Source organism: Pseudoalteromonas distincta (assembly GCF_000814675.1).
GTDB lineage: Bacteria > Pseudomonadota > Gammaproteobacteria > Enterobacterales > Alteromonadaceae > Pseudoalteromonas > Pseudoalteromonas distincta.
In genome coordinates, this window is the sequence record NZ_JWIG01000005.1 from 13,108 (window position 1) to 31,559 (window position 18,452).

Annotated in this window: 16 protein-coding genes; 8 read left to right on the plus strand and 8 right to left on the minus strand. The window is 39.9% G+C overall.

Annotation, left to right across the window (positions count from 1 at the left end):
• Window positions 1-13: 13 nt before the first annotated feature.
• Window positions 14-1,024, minus strand: a complete 1,011-nt coding sequence (locus QT16_RS04490; protein WP_052201256.1) for a LacI family DNA-binding transcriptional regulator — start codon at window positions 1,022-1,024, stop codon at window positions 14-16.
• 145 nt (window positions 1,025-1,169) lie between these two features.
• On the opposite strand from QT16_RS04490, the gene QT16_RS04495 reads away from it, so the two are divergent.
• Window positions 1,170-2,612, plus strand: a complete 1,443-nt coding sequence (locus QT16_RS04495; RefSeq protein ID WP_052201257.1) for a glycoside hydrolase family 32 protein — start codon at window positions 1,170-1,172, stop codon at window positions 2,610-2,612.
• A 133-nt stretch (window positions 2,613-2,745) separates the two neighbouring features.
• Window positions 2,746-5,496 (plus strand): TonB-dependent receptor domain-containing protein, encoded by a 2,751-nt coding sequence (locus tag QT16_RS04500; protein WP_082007385.1) that lies wholly within the window; start codon window positions 2,746-2,748, stop codon window positions 5,494-5,496.
• A 91-nt stretch (window positions 5,497-5,587) separates the two neighbouring features.
• Here the strand turns inward: QT16_RS04500 and QT16_RS04505 are convergent, their stop codons facing one another.
• Entirely contained in the window at window positions 5,588-6,184 is a 597-nt protein-coding gene (locus QT16_RS04505) for a LysE/ArgO family amino acid transporter (RefSeq protein WP_039486538.1), read from the minus strand.
• Window positions 6,185-6,289: 105 nt separating this feature from the next.
• Here QT16_RS04505 and QT16_RS04510 point away from each other — a divergent pair, with 105 nt between their 5' ends.
• Window positions 6,290-7,186 carry a LysR family transcriptional regulator ArgP gene (locus tag QT16_RS04510; RefSeq protein ID WP_039486674.1) on the plus strand — a complete coding sequence of 299 codons (897 nt, stop codon included), beginning with the start codon at window positions 6,290-6,292 and terminating at the stop codon, window positions 7,184-7,186.
• Window positions 7,187-7,195: 9 nt separating this feature from the next.
• Here QT16_RS04510 and QT16_RS04515 read toward each other — a convergent pair whose 3' ends face one another.
• Window positions 7,196-8,509, minus strand: a complete 1,314-nt coding sequence (locus QT16_RS04515; RefSeq protein WP_039486541.1) for a M20/M25/M40 family metallo-hydrolase — start codon at window positions 8,507-8,509, stop codon at window positions 7,196-7,198.
• A gap of 764 nt (window positions 8,510-9,273) precedes the next feature.
• Between QT16_RS04515 and QT16_RS20425 the strand changes: the two genes are divergently transcribed.
• Together QT16_RS20425 and QT16_RS04525 are read left to right on the plus strand one after the other, a co-directional pair.
• Complete coding sequence (locus QT16_RS20425; protein WP_052201258.1) at window positions 9,274-9,663, plus strand: hypothetical protein; 390 nt, start codon at window positions 9,274-9,276, stop codon at window positions 9,661-9,663.
• 131 nt (window positions 9,664-9,794) lie between these two features.
• Complete coding sequence (locus tag QT16_RS04525; RefSeq protein WP_039486545.1) at window positions 9,795-10,175, plus strand: hypothetical protein; 381 nt, start codon at window positions 9,795-9,797, stop codon at window positions 10,173-10,175.
• Between the two features lie 698 nt (window positions 10,176-10,873).
• Here QT16_RS04525 and QT16_RS04530 read toward each other — a convergent pair.
• Together QT16_RS04530 and QT16_RS04535 are read right to left on the minus strand one after the other, a co-directional pair.
• Window positions 10,874-11,554 carry an SDR family oxidoreductase gene (locus tag QT16_RS04530; protein WP_039486679.1) on the minus strand — a complete coding sequence of 227 codons (681 nt, stop codon included), beginning with the start codon at window positions 11,552-11,554 and terminating at the stop codon, window positions 10,874-10,876.
• A gap of 55 nt (window positions 11,555-11,609) precedes the next feature.
• Window positions 11,610-12,605, minus strand: coding sequence for a DUF4382 domain-containing protein (locus tag QT16_RS04535; RefSeq protein ID WP_039486547.1), 996 nt, complete (start codon window positions 12,603-12,605; stop codon window positions 11,610-11,612).
• A 226-nt stretch (window positions 12,606-12,831) separates the two neighbouring features.
• Between QT16_RS04535 and QT16_RS04540 the strand changes: the two genes are divergently transcribed.
• Window positions 12,832-13,686, plus strand: coding sequence for a mechanosensitive ion channel family protein (locus tag QT16_RS04540; protein ID WP_039486550.1), 855 nt, complete (start codon window positions 12,832-12,834; stop codon window positions 13,684-13,686).
• A gap of 99 nt (window positions 13,687-13,785) precedes the next feature.
• Here QT16_RS04540 and astB read toward each other — a convergent pair whose 3' ends face one another.
• The 3 genes from astB to QT16_RS04555 all read right to left on the minus strand — a co-directional run bounded on the left by astB (window position 13,786) and on the right by QT16_RS04555 (window position 17,356).
• Window positions 13,786-15,132 carry an N-succinylarginine dihydrolase gene (gene astB, locus QT16_RS04545; RefSeq protein WP_039486553.1) on the minus strand — a complete coding sequence of 449 codons (1,347 nt, stop codon included), beginning with the start codon at window positions 15,130-15,132 and terminating at the stop codon, window positions 13,786-13,788.
• A 637-nt stretch (window positions 15,133-15,769) separates the two neighbouring features.
• Window positions 15,770-16,876, minus strand: coding sequence for an L-dopachrome tautomerase-related protein (locus QT16_RS04550; RefSeq protein ID WP_039486557.1), 1,107 nt, complete (start codon window positions 16,874-16,876; stop codon window positions 15,770-15,772).
• Between the two features lie 45 nt (window positions 16,877-16,921).
• Window positions 16,922-17,356 carry a MarR family winged helix-turn-helix transcriptional regulator gene (locus tag QT16_RS04555; RefSeq protein WP_039486559.1) on the minus strand — a complete coding sequence of 145 codons (435 nt, stop codon included), beginning with the start codon at window positions 17,354-17,356 and terminating at the stop codon, window positions 16,922-16,924.
• Window positions 17,357-17,479: 123 nt separating this feature from the next.
• On the opposite strand from QT16_RS04555, the gene QT16_RS04560 reads away from it, so the two are divergent.
• Both QT16_RS04560 and QT16_RS04565 read left to right on the plus strand, forming a co-directional pair.
• Window positions 17,480-17,908, plus strand: a complete 429-nt coding sequence (locus tag QT16_RS04560) for an organic hydroperoxide resistance protein (protein ID WP_039486563.1) — start codon at window positions 17,480-17,482, stop codon at window positions 17,906-17,908.
• 176 nt (window positions 17,909-18,084) lie between these two features.
• Complete coding sequence (locus QT16_RS04565) at window positions 18,085-18,441, plus strand: metalloregulator ArsR/SmtB family transcription factor (RefSeq protein ID WP_039486566.1); 357 nt, start codon at window positions 18,085-18,087, stop codon at window positions 18,439-18,441.
• The last annotated feature ends 11 nt before the right edge of the window (window positions 18,442-18,452 follow it).

Sequence of the window (18,452 nt, forward strand, 5' to 3'; positions counted from 1 at the left end):
AGTGCCTTAATATCTACGCGGAGCTGTGTGACCCCCTAAGAAGTAGTTCTCCGCTAATTTCATGTGTTTTAGTGTGTGATTGTAATTCTTTATTTATTGCGATTTGTGCAGCTAGTTGGCCCATACGAAAGTAAGGAAGACTCACTGTTGATAATTTAGGTAGTAGGTTTTCGGCGATTAATTTGTAGTTATCGTAACCAACAATAGAAATGGTTTGAGGGATTTTGTAACCCATTTGACGTATAAGCATAAATACGCGCATAGCCATTTTATCGTTACCACAGCATATGGCTGTAGGGCGCTCGTGCCTCGACATAATGTCGCGTAATACATCGGGTAACTGTGCAAACTCATCTTCTGGGTCTGTGCAAACACCTATTTTTATCAACTCTTCTTCAACACTTATGCCTTTTGCTTCGTGAGCGTCTTTAAACCCTAGCGTTCTAAGTGGTGTAGCGGGCATATCTTCAAAAAGTGTTAAATACGCTATTTTTGTGTGCCCTAAATTTAATAACTCTTCAGTTAATTTATAGGCCCCTTTGTAATCATCGGGCAAAATAGTTGGGTGCTTAAGCTGAGATTCAAAGCAGTTAACAAGTATTAAAGGGCACTTATTAAATGATTGTTTAATATTCACTTCTCGGTGATAAACCGTCGCGTAAATAATGGCCTCGGCGCGTTGGCGCCTAAAATCATCCACCAGCCGAGAAAAGCTTTGTTCGTTACCACCAGACTCCCCAATCATTAATAGCTTGGAATGTTTTTCACACTCATGTTGAATGCCCGCAATAATATCGAAAGAGTCAGGCGTGGTGGTCAGGTGTTCGGTAATAAGGCACACAATGCCTTTCTCTTGCCCGCGTAAAGACTGCGCCGCTGCCGAGGGATAAAACTCAAGCGCTTTCATCGCGGCTTCAACTTTGTTTTTGGTTTTATCACTCACGCCCTCAAACCCGCCTAGTACTCTAGAAACGGTTTTTACTGATACGTTAGCTTTAGCTGCTACATCTTTAATTGATGACATATTGTTCAATACTCTCTTTATTTAGAAGGTAATGGATTTTCACACATTACGAACAATAAGTTGACAATAATTTAAAATTAGCCATTATAATGACCAACGATAGACATTTTTACAAGATTTAATTTACATTTATTAAGTGGTGCCTATGCAATCTTCTACAAAACAAAACGACTTAATTGAGCAGCGAAGCTGGACACCTCAATATCACTTTTATAAACCGAACCACTGGATAAACGATCCTAATGGGTTGTTTTTTCTTAATGGTACTTATCATCTGTTTTTTCAGCTAAACCCAGATGATGTTGTATGGGGAAATATGCATTGGGGGCACGCAACCTCGGACGATCTTATTAATTGGCAGCATCAACCAATCGCACTTTACGCGGAACCAGAAGGCTTAGGTTATATATTTTCGGGCGGTGCAATTGTTGATAAAAATAATACATCGGGTTTTGCTAAAAATGGTGAAACCCCTATTGTTGCTACTTTTACACAGCAATCTAAAGACGAAACGCAAGTGCAAAGTATTGCGTACTCACTCGATGAGGGTAAAAGCTTTACTGTTTATGATCAAAACCCAGTTATTCCTAACCCAGGCTTAAAAGATTTTAGAGACCCTAAAGTAACCTGGTACGAAAAAGGGCAGTTTTGGATTAAAACGGTAGTGGCAGGCCAGTGCATACACATTTACAAATCGAATGATTTAAAAACATGGCATAAACTATCTGAATTTGGACACAAAATAGGTGCCCATGGTGGGGTGTGGGAATGTCCTGATTTATTCCCTCTTATTTGCAGCGATACTGATACTGAGCGCTGGGTATTAATTATTAGTATTAACCCAGGTGGCCCAAATGGTGGCTCAGCAACGCAATATTTTATTGGTGATTTTGACGGCGAAAAATTTGTATCTCAAGATGAACAAATACGCTGGTTAGATTACGGCACCGACTGTTATGCGGGTATTACATGGGATAACACACCCAATATTAAACATTCGCGTACCTACATTGCATGGATGAGCAATTGGCAATACGCAAATAATACTCCTGATAATACCTGGCGAGGAGCCATGACTCTACTCCGCACTATGTACTTAAAAAAAGCGGAGCAAAGCTATTACTTATTAACGCCAAGCGCAGTAAAACTACCTCAAGATACAGTCCGCTTGCAATATTGCTTAAGTAAAGAGCAGCCTATTAGTGTGCCAGAAGCTTATAGCTTAGAGTGCGATATTTCACTAACTCAAGGGAATATAGCCTTAGTTTGGAAAAATGATTGTAATGAACAATTCAGACTCGAAATAGATGCCGATACACAAAGTGTAACCGCCGACAGAACGAAAGCAGGTTTTACAGATAAAGGCTTTGACTCTGTAATAAAAATGCCGCTTAGCAAACATGAGTGCACTAACTTGCAATTAGAAATATTTGTAGACGAGTGCTCAATAGAGCTGTTTTTTAACAACGGGGCACATTGTATTACCGCATTAGTTTTCCCTAAACAAGCATTCTCGCAGCTGCATATCGATCAAAGCAGCAAAAAAGAGTCGCTAGAAAATTTAAAAATAACCAAGTACACCAAATAGTTAGAATAAACTAATTAACCCCAGCAAACTTTATGTTTAATTTGTTTTTTTAAAGTAAATAAATTGTTGACATAAGGTTTGCAGTAACGATAATGTCTAACGATAGACAACTGACATCAACAGGAACACAACTATGTTTAATAAAAACGTTATAGCTATTTCCATAGCAGCTGTTTTTGCAGCACCTAGCGGTCATCTGTTTGCTCAAGAAGCTGCTCAGGAAGCACAGCAAGCAGAAAAATCTGAGGTGCAAGATATAGAGCGCGTAATAGTCACCGGTGTTACGCGCAATATGCAAAAAATGAAAGCTACATTTTCTATAAATACTATTTCAGAAGAGGAAATGAAAGTTTTAGCACCTCACGGCGCAGCTGACTTACTAGGGAATATTCCTGGTTTTTTTCCTGAAGGTGGAACCGCAGGTGAAAGCCATAACAACGTACTTGTAAGAGGCTTACCACAAGCTGGTGGCTATCGTTATGTACCAAATCTCATTGATGGTTTGCCAGTATACGAAGAGCCCGAAGCGCCGTTTATGAATAACGATGTTTTTATTAAACCCGATTTGATGACCACAACTGTTGAGGCTGTTAAAGGCGGCCCTGGCGGCGTACTTTACTCTAATGCACTTGGCGCAGCTGTAAACTATATTACTCGTACTGGTACTCAAGACTTTGAAGGTGCATACAAAATAGAAGTGGGTGACTGGGGGCATGTGCGTAACGATTTTTTTGTTGCAGGTCCAATTAACGATAACTTAACGTACGCGCTAGGTGGTTTTTATCGTGTTGCTGATGGTATTCGTGACCCGGGTTACACAGGTAATAGTGGTGGCCAATTTAGAGGTAATTTACTTTACATTAGTGACGATGGCACCACAGAGGTAAAACTACAAGCTCACGTTATTAACGATAAAACCAATTTTTATCAAAATATACCGTATTCAATTACAGCAGATCGTGCGCCAGGCACACCAGAAAACCCTTTTGAAGTTGATCCAAGTAGTGTAAACAACCTCGGTGTTGATTTTAGTGATGGAACTGTTTTATCGCATCAAACTAGTTTTTATGAGCTTTACAACGCTGATGGTAGCCAATTAAAGCTAGATATTAGCGATGGTATTGAACCCAAATTTAATATCTATACATTCGAAATATCAAAAGATTTTGCTAATCAATGGCGCTTAGACACCGCATTGCGTGCAACAAGTGGTAGTAACGGGTTTCATGCCTTATTTAACGATCCGCCTACAGAGCGCAGCCGTTTAGAGGCAGAGCAGTTTTCTCGCATTCAAAGCTTTGACGGCGTAATTGGTGACTCTTACGCAAATGCAACAGGCGTTAAAGCATTTTACTCAGATACAGTAACAGGCACCGATTTAAGCACTGCAGAACGCGCAGACTCAATTTTAGCGCATAACATTCCGGTTTACGGCATGGTTGATGCCACAAGCTATGTAGGTGATTTTCGCTTAAGCCGCTTTTTTGACTTTGAAGAACACTCTCACGAGCTAACATTTGGTTTATACACAAGCCATTACACATATGAAGTTCAATCTGTATTTGCAAGTGCCTATAGTAATATTAGTGAAAGCTCTCGATTAGTTGATTTGTATGCTGTGGACGAGAACGATCAGCAGGTTGGCCCATCTATTTCACAAGGCGGTGTTGATCAGCCCGCGTTATTTGGTTTAGGCGCAGATGCCACTATGCGCACCAATGCATTTTACTTCCTAGACCACATTTCAATGCTTGATGACAGGCTGCAAATTGATATTGGCGGGCGTTATCAAGAACTTGAAGTAGACCGTGTAACAACCAATTCATTCGACCCAGGTAATAGCTCAAACGATTTTACACCAAGTGACGTAGTTGTCGGCTCTACCAACGATACCTTGGCTGATAATTTTGTAAATGTACCCGACGGTACACCGCAATTTGCTTCAGAGAGCTACGACGCTTTTGGTTGGACTATTGGTGCCAACTATCGCTTAACAGATACCGTAACAACTTATTTAAGTTACGCTGACACTTTTAGATTACCGGGTTTTGAAGATTATATTTTTGGCGGCCCAGCAACTAACCCGTCTACCGGTGATATTGCTCGCGGAGATTTGGTCGAAAACATTAAGCAGTATGAAGGTGGCATCCGTTTTTCAGAGAAAAACTATGAATTTAACTTTAGTGGTTTTTACATTGATTTTGCAGCTAAAGAAACCTTAGCCGCAACGCTTGATGACTTAAGTGATACAGGTGCAAATGGGGTGTCTTGTAGCGCAGTACCTGCACCGGATGATTGTGCAAAAATACGCGATAGCTATCGCACCAGCTTAAAAACTCACGGAATTGAATTTGAAGGCAAATACCGCCCAGAGTGGTTAGATGGATTATCGCTACAGGGTAGTATTGTTTGGCAAGATCCCAAGCAAGGACAAGACTCAGCAATTCGCTCTGCGATTATAGAAACAGATACAGATGGTGATGGCATAAACGATACACGCCGCTACGATGTGTCATCAGGTGCAGACAGACGACCACGCCGTCAATCTCAGTGGTTGATTAACGTGCGTCCGTCATACACGTTCTCAGAATTACCGGTCACTGTATATGGCCAAGTAATGCACTACAGTGAGCGTTTTTCAGACGATGGTAATACCAACGTAACTATTTACCCAGGTTACACGCAATTAAATGCAGGTATGTTGTATTCATTCACTGAGGATATGGAGTTTCAACTTCACGTTAATAACTTAAATAATGCCGATTCGTTTACAGAAGGTAGTTCTGTAACTGAGGGACTACGTTTTTCAAATGGCGACTACACCGGTGTAGCTAGACCATTACTTGGACGAACTATTAAAGCATCATTAATGATTAACTTTTAATAGATTACTTAAAATGTGTGTTGTGCAATGTATTGTAATGTTTAATTTTACAATGTGTTGACGCTAAGGGAGCGCTTGCTCCCTTTTTTTATTATGTAACGCTATACAACTGAAAGGCCACAAAACATAAAATAACCGCAATGCAGCTATCAAATATACGCCATCGAAATGGGGAGCTTAAAACCTTTTTTAATTTTGGCGCAAATAACACCAAGCCACTAAACCAAATAACAGAGGCCACGCAAGCGCCAATAGCAAAATGCATAGGCGCAGGCTGAAGTGCGCCAATACTGCCAAGCAGTAACACGGTATCTAAATAAACATGTGGATTTAGTAAACTTATTGCAAAGGCCGCAAGGGCCGTTTTCCACCAGCTCACTTTTATTACCTGAGTTACTTTTAACCCCGATGTGCCTTTAATTGCACTGCGCGCAGAGCCAAATGCTAAGTAAAGTAACATAGCAATACCGCCCCACGTTAACCACGGTAATAACCCTGGCAGCCATAGCTTTAACTCATTAGCTGCAAATACCCCTACAATAATTAAAGTGGCGTCACAAATTATACAAACCGCGGCTAAAACAAAACGGTTAGCGCCCGCCATACATTGGCTTAAAATCCAAATATTTTGCGCCCCAATGGCAATAATTAAACTCAGCCCCAGCATCACACCCGACAAAAACGACATACTTTAAATCCAAATAAATAAAACCTGCAATTCAATGCCTTGCAGGGTAGGGAGTATTCTGTTACAAATCCAATGAATATATTTATTGTTATATGCGTAAAACTCATGATTGATTACCAGTTACTCAATGCGCTTAGTGCCGTTATAAGTGAAGGCGGATTTGAAAAAGCCTCAAAAAAATTATTTATTACCCAATCGGCGGTGAGCAGGCGTATTCATCAGCTTGAGGCCAAACTAGGCGAGCCCGTATTAATAAGAACCCAGCCGCCAACGCCCACGGCACTTGGTAAACGTTTACTTAACCATTTACAGCAAGTATTGCAGCTAGAAGTAGCCCTTAATGTAGAGGCACTTAACGAGCACACAGATTTAAACACCCCGCTTAGCGTAAAGCTTGCTGCTAATGCGGATTCGCTTGCCACCTGGCTGCCCGAAGCACTCGCCGTATTAGATACAGAGCTTGCGTGCAAATTACGCTTTGAGGTCATTAGTGAAGATCAATCCATTGCCCATAAAAGAATGAAAGACGGCGAGGTTATGGTGTGTATTAGCTCATCCCCCGAGCCCGTTAATGGCGGGCTGGTAAGCCCGCTTGGCGCCATACGCTACAAAGCCATTGCAAGCCCCGATTTTATAAAACAACATAAGCTTACTGAGCTTTCGCAATTAGCGCATTTACCGTGCTTGGTATTTAGTGAGTATGACAAGCTACAACACCAGTTTTTAGAAGATATTAATGGCTCAGCCCCACTGTTTACCCATATTTACCCTTCGTCAGAGGGATTTAAACAAGCCATGATTGCAGGCCTAGGTTATGGGCTATTACCTACCTTACAGCTAGGAGACTCGCTGATAAAAGGAGAGTTAGTCGATTTATTCCCAGAATATTATATTGATACGCCTTTGTACTGGCACTATTGGCAAACCGAAAGCCCGCAGCTTAAAACGCTACGTAAGTTTGCATTGCAAGTAGCGGGCAAGCGGTTAGAGCCTATTAAATAATCAAAGAGCTTATAGCTGCCCCAATCTGTATATAAGCAGCGCTGTTTTAGCGGTGTTTTTATTTAGGCTGGTTAAATCGGCGGCTTCGTTTTTAGTATGCGCGCCACTACCCATTAGGCCAAGGCCATCAAGTGCCATATCAACATGGTTTGCAGCAAACGAAATATCAGCCGCCCCGGCATTACGTGGGTTTGCAGCCACCACTTTGTTATAGCCTAAGTCTTGGCTTGCTTGGCTATACAGTGCAAGCAGCTTTTTATTACCCTCGGTGAGCCCCATTGGTGGGTAGCCGTCTTCAAAAATAAGCTCTGCTTTACTGCCATCTAAGTTTTTAGCCACAATTTGTAGCATTACCCTTTTAGCGCTTTCTACCTGCTTTGGCGAAAGCGCCCGTAAATCACCCGCTACATGCACGGTTTGCGCAATTACGTTACTTTTACCAAACGCCGTGGCTGACGAGTTGGCATTGTCGTAATCGGCATTTGTACCGCCTACAATAAGCCCAGGGTTAAAGGTTAAATTAGGTTGTGTAGCTAGTTGCTCTCTAAAGTCATTTAAAATACGAGAAGCCTCGTAAATAGCGCCATAACCAACGCTGTCGCTAAATATTTGTGACGAATGCGCTGCATTTGCCGTAACATTTAGCGTCCAGCCGGTATAACCACGGCGCGCCGCCATAGCTGTTTTTATATTGTTATCGCCATTTTCATAGCCAAGCGCTACGTCAGCCCAAATTGCTGCATCAACAATAGCTTGTTTAGATAAGCTAAGCGGGCGACCGCTGCTTTCTTCATCGCCAGTCAGCAATACTTTTATGCTTACATTTTCGAGTAAATTAAGGGCTTGTAAGCTTTTAAGTGCGGTAATTATTATCGTGTTACCGCCTTTCATATCGGCAACGCCTGGGCCACTGGCTGTATCGGCATCAAGTTGTTTGTAGGTAGTAAAGTTATCGTTTTTGGCAAATACCGTATCTAGATGGCCGATCATCAGTATTTTTATTGCATCGGGGTTTTTACTCTCATGGGTTGCCAGTACATGTCCTGCGCGGTTAAACGCACTGCCATCCAGCCATTCTACTTTAAAACCAATGGCTTTAAGCTGTTCACTTGTCAGTGCGCCTACTTTTTTTACACCTTCAATATTAAGCGAACCGCTATTAATATTTACGGCTTGCTCTATTTCTTTAAGTGCTTGGGGAATGTTGTTATCGACCTGTTTTACTATTTCACGCTCGTTTTTATCAAGCGCCGCATGGCTTGTAAGCGACAGGGTACTCGCAAGGGTAAAAATAAGTGCTTGGCTAAATTTTAAAAATGACATAACAGCATAATAAGTGAGAAATAAGAGTATTTAATATGAAGTAAAAATACAGAGGATTCAATAGGGGTAGATTGTGATTTTTAACTAATTTTATAAGTAATAACGAGTTAGAAGTTTAAGGGGGAATGCGTTATTGGTTTAAACACAGGTATTTAAATATAACCACTTAACTAATAATCAACCTGTGCAACTAAACAGCAATTTGCCTGATATTACTGACCTCCACCATTTTGGGGTTTTGCTACATTTAGAAAAGGTAAGGCGAAGCTAACTAACTGTTTACAGTTGTTTATTTTATAGCTAGGATAAAATCACTGTAATATAGGGACATTTTTGGGTTTGTAGAACTACTAATGTCGTAGACTAAATTGTTAACTGGCTCTTAAGCATTGAGCATATAATCAGTTGGGAGTAATAAATTGTTAGCATTTTTGAGAATACACTTTGAAATGTTACTTGCTCACTTGGGTGTTGCTTTATTCTCTGGAGGATTACTCGGTTGGGCGGAAGGTGTAGATAAAGGGTTACTATTCGGTGTACTTTATTTCATATTTATGTTCATCGTTCATTTTTATTTATTTTATAAGCACAGGTCAAGTTACGGTAAAAAACCATTTAAATAAAATGTAAGAATCTAAAGTCAGTTAACAAGGCAAATTAAAAGTGCGGACAAAAACAATTGGCTTTGTTCGTGCCTCACAAATTATAGCCAACTATTTTTAGCCGGTTACAACGGCGTTATAAACCCAGTCTAAGTCAGAGTTATGTCTCAATTAAAATGTAAGAAATGTCAAAGTTCTATAGTCGCAAGAGATCTTACTCCTAAAGGAAGACATAGAAACTATGTTTGCCCTTTATGTGGCACACCTGTTAATGCTCACAAAGAAAAGTATTTTTTTATTGGGGTATTAATTTTTATTGCAGGGTTATTAATTAATGCTTTTTATTTAGGTATTTCAAGTGCAGGATTAAACTGGATATCAGATAGCTACAAGTTATTATTGGTAATTTTAACCTCTTCAATTTTGTTAGTTTACAGCATTTATAAAAATTCAAAGTACAAAGCAAATTCTAATATGGTTGAGCCAAGGCCTTGGCCACTATTGACTGCCATCTGTACACTTTTAATAATATGGACTGTAATAAATCTTTAATTTGTCGCTAGGGTTTATAACAAGAACATTAAACGAAAAAATCACAGTTGGCTGTTTTTCGTTCCTCAAACATTATAGCCAACTTTAATTTTCCGCTTATGTAAGCGTTATATTTTCAAAGCAGGTTGAGTATGCGAATTCTATTAGCATTATATTTCTTTACATTCTTTGCCAATGCAACAAGTTGTATTGAAACTGAAGAACAAAATGCAAAATGGGATGCTGCCTATGCAAGTAAATTTAAAATAAATAGTGTGTTAAATGAAAGCACATATAGTATTTCAGTTTCAATTCCTCAAGAAATTGACGGGCAATCATTTAATTTAGCCGGGATCATTATAGGTAATAAAAATAACCCAGTTTTTTATTCCGCACTAAAAATATTTGAAGACGAAGGTGAGGCTAAAGTGTGGTTTCTCGTAAAAGCCGATGCTATTGAAAAGCATAGCTTAATTCTTAGCTACGGAGATGGCTGTGGTATATCTATAAACGTACCCGTTGTTGTGAACTGAAAATATAACAAGACGATTCAATCAGGACAAAAAACAGTTGGTTTTGCTCCTGCGTGAATTACAGTGACACCCAACCTAAATTTTGTAATGCTTTAAAAACGCTTAGAGTTAATTACAGAAGGTCGTTTTTTAATTAATTTTGGCTGTTTGAGTTACCCTACAGCCTCGTTATATATCCTAGGAAAAGTGTTGTGCTAATTCGAGCAATTAATAGTCAAAGAAAGTTAAAATCTTACTTTTAGTCGCAGTCTGCTAAAGTTGGCGGCGTTGGTTGCTTATTTGGGATTGCAACTGCATCCTCCCCTGTTCTTTGTCGTTACTTCAAGTTTTGGTGTCGAGTCAGATATACCAATCCGTAGCTACGATGGTGATACTGTATTGGTAGTGTTCACATTATGCTTCTTAATTCTCTGTTTATCGCTATACACATTTTGCGCTTTATTTGCCTGCTTTTACTATGGCATTAAGTGCAAGAAAGGATATATCGACCGACAAGAACTTATTAATATCGTATTTAAAGGTATCTATCCAAAACGGTGGCAACGTGGGCTTTAGTTCTGATGTATAACAAAGCCTTTAAACACCCATTACTTTCGCCCTATTTTACTTGCGAACATCTACCTATATTTAACGCAAGCAACCATCAGGTTTAACGCCATTAGCATTAAACCTGATAGCCAAAATCGACCAAGCTACATTTAATTAGTTGGCATTAAATAAATCTCGCGTACGCTGTTGCGCTGGTTTGCTTCAATAGCAAACAGTACGGCGCCGGCTACATCTTGTGGGTCGAGTTTGTCGGGTTTAGCTTCATCAAAAAATGGGGTGTTTACCATGCCTGGTGCTATGGTTGTGCAGCGGCCATTCCATTCGCTTATTTCCTCAGCTAAGTTTTGTCCAAAGCCATAAGCAAACCATTTAGTGGCACCGTAAATAGAGCCACCAATTGGCTTACGGCCAGCGGCAGAGCTGGTTAATATAAAGTGACCTTTGTTTTGGCGTAAATGCGGCAGTGTTAATTTTGCAGTCCACAGTAGGGCTTTAATGTTTATGTCAATCATAGTTGACCACTCATCTGGGTCGCCTTTTTCGGTGCCAGCGGTTGAAACGCCCATGCCCGCGTTAGCAAAGGCTACATCTAACCGGCCAAACTTTTCAATGCCTTTGGTAACTACGTTTTCAAGTGCGGTAAAGTCGGTTGCATCTGCGGCTACGCTCAGTGCGTTATCTGAGCCTAGCTCGGCAACAAGTTGGTTGAGTTGCTCTTCTCTACGGGCGGTTAATATAACTTTATGACCGTTGTTTACTAAGGTTTTTGCCGTTGCTTCACCAATGCCACTAGAAGCGCCGGTTATGAGTACTATTTTCTCTTTTGCCATGGTTTTTTCCTTATTAACAAATGAATAAAGGCGCAGCTCAATGTGCGCCATGCAGTTATTGCGCTATGTCAAAATTGACTGATAAATCGTCAGCTTGCGTTAGGCTAATTTGTTTTAGTTGATAAATATTAAAATCAGCATCTATTTGCTCTGCATCGTCTATGTGTGCGCTACACGTATAAGCAAGTTGATAGTCGCCTGGTGTTATGAATGCGAGTTCAAATTCGTATTCATTATCGTCTGCATCAAATACAACATTGGCAGTAGCTAACGGAGCGTTATCAGGCGTTTGGTCATCTATTTCATGAATATCTGTTGGGGTTTGTGCTTGCGCAGAGTAAAGGTAAACAGCATGGCCAAATGATGAATCATCAGCGGCAAGACCAATGTTGTCAGTCTCGCAATTGTTTATAAGTGTTTGGCTTACAGTGCCTTCAATATCTTGTGATTCAGAAAGGTTTTGTAAACGCACACCGCGAGGTTTTAAAAAGACTTCGTTATTATTTTGTGGATCAACCAACGATTTTTTTAAATCAAACTCTAATACAAACTCGTTGTCGGTTTGATTGAGTGTAAAGCCATCTAGCTGTATTTCACCCACGCCATCATTACCTTTTCTTTTTACGATAAGCGGTGCAATGCTGCCGTCTTCATAAACTACGTGAGATGTTAAGCTAAGGTTGTTTGTGTCGCCGTTTATTACTTGCGCGCGGATCCACGAATAATCACCTGCAGGTACTTCTTGATCGTCAAGTAATTGAAAAATATCGTCGCCCGTATAGTCTAGTAAATTGACCATTTGCGCTAAGGTGGAATCGTTTTTAGAGCGAGTTTCAAAGCTAACTTCTTCACCTTCTTGGGCTTTAATTGTTATTGAATCAAATACAACGTTAACTTGTTTTAAACCAGTGACTGGAGCGTCGGAAATACCTAAACTAAAAGTTGCTTTATCACTTGTTTGTGGGGTTGTTTCAGCATCGTCATTTGATGAGCCGCAGCCTGCTAAGGCAAAAATAATAGCGCTACTTAATATTGTTGATTTAAAGTTCATGGTTGTTTCCTCTTATTCGATTTGTTAAGTGTATGTATTTAACCCTTAACCTAAATTGAATTAAAAATATGAGAAGTTATAACTTTTAACATGCTGTTTTAAAACGTTTTTAATTTCATCGATTTAATCGTTTTTTACTATATACTCGCGCCACTTCTTTTGAAGTCGGTTTTATTAGATTTAACCATTATTTTGCTGAGTTTCAGCCACATTTATCGGAACAAACATGAAAGATAAACTTTTAGCGTTTTGGCAAAGCCATTCAGAAACAATCATCACTTTAGGTTACAAAGTGATTTTAGCGTTGGTGATTTTAATTGCGAGTGCCCTAATTGCACGCTCGATTAAAAAAGCGATTAAAAACTCGAAATCGCCATTAAAAAAAGTGGATAGTACGCTGCTTCCTCTTTTATCGAGTATTGCTGGTTATTTAGTTTATATAATTGGCGGGCTATTTATTTTAGATATTTTTGGCGTTAATACGGCCAGTTTAATTGCGCTAATGGGTGCTGCTGGTTTAGCGATTGGTTTAGCCCTTAAAAATACGCTGAGCAATATTGCTGCGGGTATTATGCTGCTAATACTCAGACCTTTTAAAATAGGCGATTTTGTTGATGCCAGTGGCACGCTTGGTACTGTGAGTGAAATAAACCTATTTACCACTATTTTTAAAACCACCGACGGTCTTTACATTGCATCGCCTAACGGCAAAGTGTGGGGTGGTAATATTAAAAACTTTACCCGTAATGGCAAAAGACGAATGGACATAGTGGTGGGGATTTCGTATGCCGACTCTATTGACGTTGGCTTAAATGTACTTAAAGAATTAGCCGCATCAGAGAGCCGATTACTCGCAGAGCCTGCACCTAAAGTAATGGTGACATCAATAGGCGAAAGCGCAGTGAACATTCAATTACGTGCGTGGGCTGTTAATGGTGATTATTGGCAAACTGTGTGGGATTTAAATAAACGTGTTAAAGAAGCTATTGAAGGCGCAGGGCTGAGTATTCCGTTTCCGCAGCGTACACTGCATATATCTGAGTCTATGGCATCGGCAGTAATTGTTAACAAAGATACCTAAATATGTATTAACATAAACATAAACACAAATAAAAATAGCGAGCCTTGGCTCGCTATTTTTATATTAGCCGTAGTATTAGCCTTTGTGTTAACTGAGGTATTAACCTTCTAATTGAAAGTCGTACACGGAGCCTAAATTAAGTAGTTGTGTGAGCTCATCAAGTGCTTGGTAGCTTTCAGTCAATAGGGCTGAGTCTGCAAAGTCACTTGCGCCTAATTTGTCGCGGTAGTTACGTTTTGCCCAGTCACACAGTTGTGTGTATTTAGTATCAGTTAAAATAACCTCTGGGTTTACTGCAGCAAGTTCTTGCTCGTTAAGGGCTACACGTAAACGCAAGCAAGCTGGGCCGCCGCCATTTTGCATACTTTGGCGTAAATCAAAAAACTGTACTTGATTTACTGGGTTATCAGCCATAATCATTTCTTCAATGTAGGCGTTAACCGCGACGTTGCGTTTACATTCTTGTGGTGCAACTAACAGCATTGAACCATCTTCAAGGCTCACTAACTGGCTATTAAATAAGTAGCTACTTACAGCGTCGGTAATGCTTACTTTATCGGTAGGTACTTCAATAATGTAAAATTCTTTATTGCCCACATATGCTTCGCGAATATCTTGAAGTGCCAAAGCTTGGTTTAAAAATGCTTGCTGGTGGCACAGTAATACGTTGGCGTTACCTACTGCAATTACATCGTTATGAAAAACGCCTTGGTCTATTACGTCTGGATTTTGCTGTAGTAAAATTTGGCTTGAATCTTTTAAGTTATGTAAACGGCAAATTGCTTCTGAGGCTTCTAGTGTTTGCCTTGCAGGAAATTTTGCTGGTTTTGGTAATTGGCTGTTAAACGCGCTGGCACCAAATACAAACATTTCAAGGCCTTGCTCGCCGTGGCTGTCACAAAAACGAGTATGGTTTGCTGCACCTTCGTCGCCAAAAAAGCCTTGGTCTGGCAAATGGGTATGGTGCGCAAAGTATTTGTCGTTGTTAAACATCGCTTTTAATAAGCGTGTAGTGGTTGCAGGCTCTAATGAACGATGAAACTTATTATTTAAATTAGCTGAAGTAAAATGTACTTTGCCGTCGGTTGTATCAGGAGATGGCGATACCGTAGCGGCATTGGCTGTCCACATTGCTGACGCTGAATAACACGCGCGTAATAAAATAGGATCAGCTTTAAATGCTTTATGAATTACTTGTGCATCGTTACCGGTAAAGCCTAAGCGGCGCAGTACGTTTAAGTCGGGGCGCGCATGAGGGGCAAATACACCTTGAGTTAGGCCTTTGTCGTGCATGGCTTTCATTTTTTCAAGGCCTTGAAGCACTGCTTCTTGAGGATTTGAAAAGCTTGCTGCGTTATTTAACGAGGCAACATTACCATACGATAAACCAGCGTAGTTGTGAGTAGGGCCAACTAAGCCATCAAAATTAACTTCCAAAGCGTGCATACACGTTCCAACTAAAAATTTTCAATAGGATGCAACAATACAACGCATTAGGGCTGCTTGCAAAGTTATAAACGCAGTGTTTTTACTAATTTTTTCGATGTTTTTAAATGTGGAGTTTATTACAAGGGGGTTGTTTTTATATTGAACGATTAATTTGAAGTTTAATTAAAATGTACACATAAATTTCATAGTGTGCAAAAGCTTAGCCTAAAGTAGGTTTTTACATTTAAGCTTTATGCCAAGCCTTTACACAATACGATGTTACTTAACATAGACGCGCTCTTTGTCAGCGGTGGTATGGGTATTTGTTGGATCATTAACTTGCCAAACGCTAATGTCTAAACGCCATAAAAGGTAAAGGGTGTGGTATAAGTTGAACATGGTTTTTCCTTGGTATTTTCACTGAACACATCAGTTTATAGGAAGAAGTATGCCAACATTAACTTGAATATTTTATGAATAGAAATCAGATGTTTAGTATTTAAGTGTAAATATGTACTAAAGAATTAGCACCAAAGAGGTGAAGTATTTTTAAAATATGCACCAGTGTGGTGTGTTTTTAACAAAAAGCCCTGCAACTATTGGGTCACTTAAATGTGCAAGGCTTTTTAAAAAATGTAGTCACTTAAAAAGTAAATTAGCGGCCTACTTTTCCTTTTACTAAAGGCTCGAACGACATTACTTTAAACTTACCGTGGCTTTGATTTTTGCCATTATTAAGTACAGGCGAATTATGTAAATCGTCAACGGTAAAGTATATTTTATGATCGGCTCCGTAACTAAAACCATCAGGCCAGCTTAAGCGTTCGTCTTTAAATAATACTTCGTAGTCGCCAGTGGGTTTAACTACGCCAATTGCGCCATTGGTTATGTCGGTTACATATACGTTACCGCCGCCATCAACAATAATACCATCTGAAATTGGCTTAGTGCCGTAACGCGTAACTTTGTCTTCAAGCGCTTTAGCCGAAAGGCTCTTGTTATTTATATCGCTGGTGGCAATGCGGTAAACCGACGTGCCCGACATAGAGCCAAAGTAAAGCCAGTCTTCGTTAGGGTCAAGCGTAATTGGGTTAACACCTAAGCGGGCAGGTTGTCCGCCAAGGCTCATTGTGCGCCCATCAATAACCATATCGATATTTTCGGCAGTGGTGTAATGGCTATTTTGTAACACTCTGCGTGCGACACCTGTTTTAAGGTTAACCGTAATAATAGCGGCTTGGCTGCCTTGTGCTGTGTCGGCAATGTATACAACGCCATGCTTATTATCGATGACTAAATCGTTTAAAAACGAGGTGTCGGTAATGGTCGGTTTAGCCAGATAAATAATTTTGTGCAGTTGCTCTTTGTTTGTATCCCAACCTACTAAGCGCCCAGCGTGATCGGGTCCTGAAGTGTCGAGCATCCATAAAACGCCATCGCTTGATACGTTTATACCAAGCACATCGTAAAAACCTTTACCGTTATTGTACGCGTATGCCCATTCTTCATTAGGGTAGGGCTTAGTTGTACCATCGCTTAAAAGCTCCATAATTTTTTGCTTTTGGCCAAAAAAACCGTGCACAGATAAAAACTTTCTGCCCGATGGGGTAATAGCAATGTTACCCGGTGGGTGCTGCGCATCAAAAGTGGCTACTGTTTTTAAATCAGCATTTTGGTTAGCAGTATTAGCAGATACGGCGTTGCTACCTAAAAGTGCCGTGCTACACGCCGCAGCTAATAGTAATTTTTTAATATGAGTCATTTTTAAAACCTTTTAAAACACGTTTATTGTTTAAAAATTAAGAGCCTAATCGGCTAAGTCGTTTACTACTAAATCGAGCAGCTGCATCAACTGTTTCGCTTGTGTTGCATCTACACTATCAAATTTACATAAAATATTTTTAGGAATATCGGCTGCTTTTAACTTAAGTGATTGGCCATGCTGGGTTAGCTGCACTAGGCGTTTGCGTTTGTCGTGCTCATCTTTAATAACAGCCAGTAATGATTTGTCGCTCATTTTTTTGAGTATTTGAGTCATTGCACCGCCATCTATCGCGGTTTTATCTATTAGCTCTGCAATTGTTATTTCGTCTTGCTCCCACAGCGCCATCATTACTACGTATTGCGGGTAAGTTAAATTTAGCTCGTTTAAAGGCTCGCGATACGCACGCGCAATGCTGTTAGATGCCATATATAACCGGTGGCATAACTGATTTTTTAACTTTAATTGCTCAAACGGCATAACGTTATCCTTTATTTCGATACATGGTATTTTAATTTGCATGCAAAGTATTTGCAATCTCTAATTACTTGTTCTATTATTTTGCACACAAACTAAATAAATTACTAAACTTTGGAGTTCATTATGAATGTATTACAAAACGTAGCTTACACTGCAAAAGCAACTGCAACTGGCGGCCGCGAAGGCGTAGCTAAATCTGATGATGGTCGTTTAGATGTAAAACTATCAACACCTAAAGGCTTAGGCGGAGACGACGGTCAAGGCACTAACCCAGAGCAATTGTTTGCCGCAGGTTATGCTGCGTGCTTTATTGGCGCACTTAAATTTGTAGCAGGTAGCGAAAAAATAGATTTACCAAGCGACACACATATTAACTCACAAGTGTCTATTGGTGCTATTGAAGGCGGTTTTGGTATTGCAGTAAAACTTGCTGTGTCACTAGGTGATATGGATAAAGCTGCAGCGCAGGAGCTTGTAGATAAAGCGCACCAAGTATGTCCATATTCAAACGCAACACGTGGCAATATTGAAGTAGAGCTTTCAGTTATTTAATTAATTGCTAAGTTAACAAATACTGTAATAGCCCAGTGGTTTTGCCTCTGGGCTTTTTTGTGCGTGGAGTTTAATAAAAATGAGTCGTTAAATAAATATACAAAAAATCATATATTCACTATTCCATATATTCTGTTTTTGTTTTATTGTATGTGCAATAAAACTGCGAGGACAATATGGAACAATTCAACCCACTTCAATTTTATAAATGCCTAGCGGACGATACGCGTTTAAAAGCAATGCTGCTCATTAGCCATCAAGAAGAGCTATGTGTATGCGAACTGGTTGCTGCACTTGAGCTAAGCCAACCTAAAGTGTCTCGACATTTAGCGCAGTTAAGACAATGCGGATTGTTGAGCGACCGTAAACAAAATCAATGGGTTTATTACAGTATTAATAAAGCCCTACCAAAGTGGGCTAAAAATGTATTAACGCAAACGCTTACTGCTAACCCTTCATTTTATGAAAACGATTTAACGCGCTTAAATGTTATGGGTAATCGCCCTGAACGTATTACTAGCTGCTGTAACTAACTTATTAAAGG